Below are 4,261 nucleotides of genomic sequence, written 5' to 3'. Positions count from 1 at the left end.
GACCGCCCTTGGGGGCGCTCCACACGGCTACGCCGAATCGCGGTTCTGGCGATATCGCTTTTTTCTGCAGCTCTTCGCTTACTCGATCCTTCGATCTTCGATCTTCGATCTTCGGACTTTGACGGGGCCGCAGCTGTATGCCGCCCTAAGTCCTGGAGCGCATGCGCATCCAGTCGTCGAGCGGATTGCTGGGAAAGATGATGGGCCGCTCGCGTGCGCCGGGCACCGTGAGGCTGGCGATGGCGGCACGCCTGGCGCCTTCGCTGTGTGCCGTGCGGCGTGGCTTGCGCGGGGCAATGGGCAAGGTGTCGGCGCGTTGTGTCTGTTCTGCCTGTTCTGCCTGTTGTGCCTTCAGGGCATTCGACGCGATTTGCCCGGCGCGTTCTTCGGCGTGCTGGGTCTCGCCGATCAGGAACACGTCCTGCAGGGCGGATAGTTGCTGGCTGGCCGGCACGGGTGCCTTCAGCGCGGCCATCACCAGCGCGCTCAATTGGGCCAGCAAGTACGCGTCGCTCTGGTCCTGGCCCTGCGTGAACGCCGGCAGCAGGTTGCCGGGCGTATCGCCGGCCAGCACGCTTGCGAGTGCCTTGAGCGCGAAGGTCAGGCGCCAGCCGAGTTCATGCGGCGGGATCTCCGGCAGCGCGCGGGCGAAGGCGTCGGAGAAGCGGCCGAGTACGGGCGCATAGTGGCCGAGCAGGTAGGACTGGATAAAGGGAGAGGTATCCGAATACACGCGCCCCAGCAGCCGCAGGAACGAAGGCCCGCCCACCTCGGGCTCGCGCGCCATCTGCAGCGCGGGCACGAATAGCGCGCCCATCACGTGTTCGCAGCGCAGCTGCTCGCCCCGCCAGCGTGCCTCGCAGGCGTCGAGCAGCGCCAGGCGGCGTGCATTGAGCGGATCGAGCCGGCGGCCCAGCACCGCCTGCATCATGATGTCTTTACTGCGGAAGTGGTAGTTGACTGCGGCCAGGTTGACGATGGCGCGCGATGTCACTTGCCGTAACGAGGTGGCCTCGTAGCCCACCTCGATAAACAGGTGCTCGGTGGCGTCAAGAATACGGGCCTTGGTGTCTCCTGCCGTGCCTTTCCCGGTCTTCATATTGGGTGTGTCTCGTATTGTCATGCAGTGGATCCCCGGCGAAACTCCACGCACCGCGACAGCTCCCTGCTCTGACGGCAAACGGATGCTTGAAACGGCTGTACGGAGCCTAGCGAGCGCGGCGAGTGTTTCACAAGTGCAATATTGGAGTGTTGCCTCTAATCTTCCCGGGGTCCGCCTGAGGATGCGCTTGCCGCGCGTGCGTGATCCGGACCCCCCGCGCGCGGGCGCCAGGCGCGTGCAGCTACAATATTCGCAGCGCCGCGCATGCGATGGCGCCTCTTCCACTTCCCCTTCCACTTCTGCACGCGCGTTGGCGCGAGTCCTTATGCATATCCGCTGGCTCGAGGATTTTGTGTGCCTGGCCCAGGCCGGCAGCCTCGCGCGCGCGGCGGAGCTGCGCAACGTCACCCCGCCCGCGTTCGGGCGCCGCATGCAGGCGCTGGAAGTCTGGGCGGGCGCGCCGCTGATCGACCGCAGCGTGTTCCCCGTGCGCCTCACCGACGAGGGACGGCAATTCCTGGAAGCCGCCCAGAGCGCGCTGCGCACGCTGGACGAGACGCGGCTGTCGCTGCGCGCGGCACATCGCGCCGATGCCAGCACGGTGGTGATCGCCACCGGCAAGACGCTGGCGCGCTCGATGCTGCCGGCGTGGCTGGCCGGCCTGCGCCATGCGTTGCGCAACGATAAGGTGGCGGCGAATTTCCGCACCCGGCTTTCCACCTTTCCCACGCACGACGCGCTGGCGATGTTCACCGAAGGCGATGCCGATTTCCTGCTCTGCTACAACTCGCCCGAGCAGCCGGTGACGCTGGACAATGCGCGTTACCAGTTCCACCTGGTGGGCGAGGAACGCCTGGTCTGCGTGAGCGCCGCGGCGGACGGCGGCGGGCCGCAGTACAAGCTGCTCGCACGTGGTCAGCGCGCGCCGGTGCCGATGATCGCCTACGCCGAGACGCTGACGCTGGGGCGGATGGTCAACGGCGAGATCGCGCGGCGCGGACTGGCCAGCCGGCTCGATGTGATCGCCGTCAGCGATTTCGCCGAGTCGGTGCATGAAATGGTGCGCCAGCGCATGGGCCTGGCGTGGCTGCCGGCGCGGCTGGTCGCCGACGATCTCCACGCCGGGCGGCTGGTGCGCGCCGGACTGGAAGCGGGCGGCGAGCCCGACCTGGCGATGCAGATCCTGCTCTATCGCCCGCGCTCGCCCATGCGCGCGCTGGCGGAGGCGTTCTGGCGCGCGGCGGTGGTGGCCTAGGCGTCCGGCTTCCTCCGGTTGGCCCGCATCGATCCGTCAATGCATCGTCAATGCATCAGCGCGGCCAGCGTCATGGCTACGAGGATCGCCGCCATCGAGACATTGATCAGGCGCGAACTCACCGGATCATGGAGGAAGCGGGACAGCGAAACGCCGGCCAGCAGCCAGCACAAGTGGATGACGGCAATCATCGCGCTCAGCACCGCGATCTTGACGATGGCGTCCAGGCCCTGGTGCCCGGCGATGACGGTGGTGCCCGCCAGCACGGCGCCAATCGCCAGGTAGGCCTTGGGGTTGGCGATGGCCAGCAGGAAGCCGCCGGCGAACGCGGGAGCCGTCAGCGCCCTCCTCTGGTCTCCGAGCGGTGGCGCGGTGGCAATCCTGAACGCCAGGTAGAGGATGTAGGCGGCAGACAGGACGCCGAGCACGCGCGCGCCGTGCGGCACCGACGCGACTAGCGCCACCACGCCCATCGAAGCCATCAGCAGCACCGCGATGGTGCCGGCGATCAGCCCGCAGGCATAGCCGAGCGAGCGCCGCACGCCATGGGCGGCACCAACGGCCGTGACGCTGATCGTCGAGGGCCCCGGGCTCCCCATGATGACCACCGACGCCAGGATCAGCGCCGCGAGCGGACGCCAGATCCCCGGCATGGAAGCAAGCAGGTTTTCCATTGCGTCTCCACCAGGCTGGTTCGTTGCACACGACTTTATGCCGGGGCAACGGACGCCGTCTTGAACGATTGTGCGTGGGATGGCGCCGCGATTTTGTCCGCCTCGCATGCCGCATCGGCCACTTGCCAAAACGGCAAGCGCCATTGCCAAAGCCGCATGTTGCTGCAGGCGCGCGCTCTCTAATATCGCCGGATATCTGCATACCTGCATATTCAAAAAGGGGAGAGACCTGCCATGAACAAACTGCTGCGTGCGGCTGCTGCCGCGTCCTTCTGTGTGCTTGCCGGCGGCGCCGGCGCCTCGGGCTGGCCCGCCAAGCCGATCTCGCTGGTGGTGGGCTACACCGCAGGCGGCAGCGTCGACCTGGTGGCGCGCACGATCGCGCCGGAGCTGGGCAAGCGCCTGGGCCAGAGCGTGGTCATCGAGAACCTGGGCGGCGCCGGCGGCACCATCGGCGCCTCCAAGGTGGTCAAGGCCGATGCCGACGGCTACACGCTGCTGATGGGGTCCGGCAGCGAGGTCTCGATCGCGCGCCTGACCAATCCCGCCGTGCGCTACGACGGCGAGCGCGACCTGGCGCCGATCACCTTCGTCGGCACCCAGCCGATGGTGCTGGTGGGCAAGTCCGCGCTGCCGGCCAAGAACGCCGACGAGCTGATCGTGCTGGCCAAGGCGCAGCCGGGCAAGCTGGCCTATGCGTCGTCCGGCGTGGGCACGCCGCTGAACCTGGCCGGCGAACTGATCAAGCAGCAGGGCAAGGTCAATATCACCCATGTGCCCTACAAGGGGGCTTCCGCCATGTCGACCGACCTCCTCGGCGGCCAGATCGACCTCGCCGTGATGGTGCTGTCGTCGGCCCTGCCCCATATCCAGGCCGGCCGGGTCAAGGCCTACGGCGTGACCGAAGGGCACCGCGCCCAAGTGGCGCCCAATGTCCCCGCGCTGTCCGAAAGCAGCGCGCTCAAGGGCGTGGACATGGGTGTGTGGTTCGGCCTGATGGCGCCGGCCAATACCCCGCGCGCCGTGGTCGACCGCTTGAACACCGAGATGCAGGCCGTGCTGGCCATGCCCGAAGTGAAGAAGAAGCTGGCAGAAGCCGGCGTGGAAGCCGCGCCGGGCGGCCCGGCCCAGTTCGGCACCTTTATCAAGCGCGAAACGGTGAAGTACAAGAGCATCGTCCAGACCGCCGGCATCCACGAATAAGCGGCGGCAGGCGTACGATTTGCTTGT

4 protein-coding genes are annotated in these 4,261 nt (G+C 67.5%); 2 read left to right on the top strand and 2 right to left on the bottom strand.

The genetic code is table 11. From position 1 onward, the window contains the following. Window positions 1-145: 145 nt before the first annotated feature. A complete protein-coding gene (locus CF70_RS10045) occupies window positions 146-1,099 on the bottom strand; it encodes a TetR/AcrR family transcriptional regulator (protein ID WP_035863711.1) in 954 nt (317 codons plus the stop codon). Between the two features lie 328 nt (window positions 1,100-1,427). On the opposite strand from CF70_RS10045, the gene CF70_RS10040 reads away from it, so the two are divergent. Continuing rightward, complete coding sequence (locus CF70_RS10040) at window positions 1,428-2,357, top strand: LysR family transcriptional regulator (protein WP_035863709.1); 930 nt, start codon at window positions 1,428-1,430, stop codon at window positions 2,355-2,357. 47 nt (window positions 2,358-2,404) lie between these two features. On the opposite strand, the gene CF70_RS10035 is transcribed toward CF70_RS10040, so the two are convergent. Then, on the bottom strand, window positions 2,405-3,031 hold the full coding sequence (locus CF70_RS10035; RefSeq protein ID WP_035863707.1) for a LysE family translocator: 627 nt from the start codon (window positions 3,029-3,031) through the stop codon (window positions 2,405-2,407). Between the two features lie 234 nt (window positions 3,032-3,265). Here CF70_RS10035 and CF70_RS10030 point away from each other — a divergent pair, with 234 nt between their 5' ends. Further along, window positions 3,266-4,234, top strand: a complete 969-nt coding sequence (locus CF70_RS10030) for a Bug family tripartite tricarboxylate transporter substrate binding protein (RefSeq protein ID WP_035863705.1) — start codon at window positions 3,266-3,268, stop codon at window positions 4,232-4,234. Window positions 4,235-4,261: the final 27 nt, after the last annotated feature.

It is taken from the genome of Cupriavidus sp. SK-3 (assembly GCF_000611145.1).
Classification (GTDB): Bacteria; Pseudomonadota; Gammaproteobacteria; order Burkholderiales; family Burkholderiaceae; genus Cupriavidus.
This window is presented reverse-complemented; position numbering and strand designations above follow the sequence as displayed.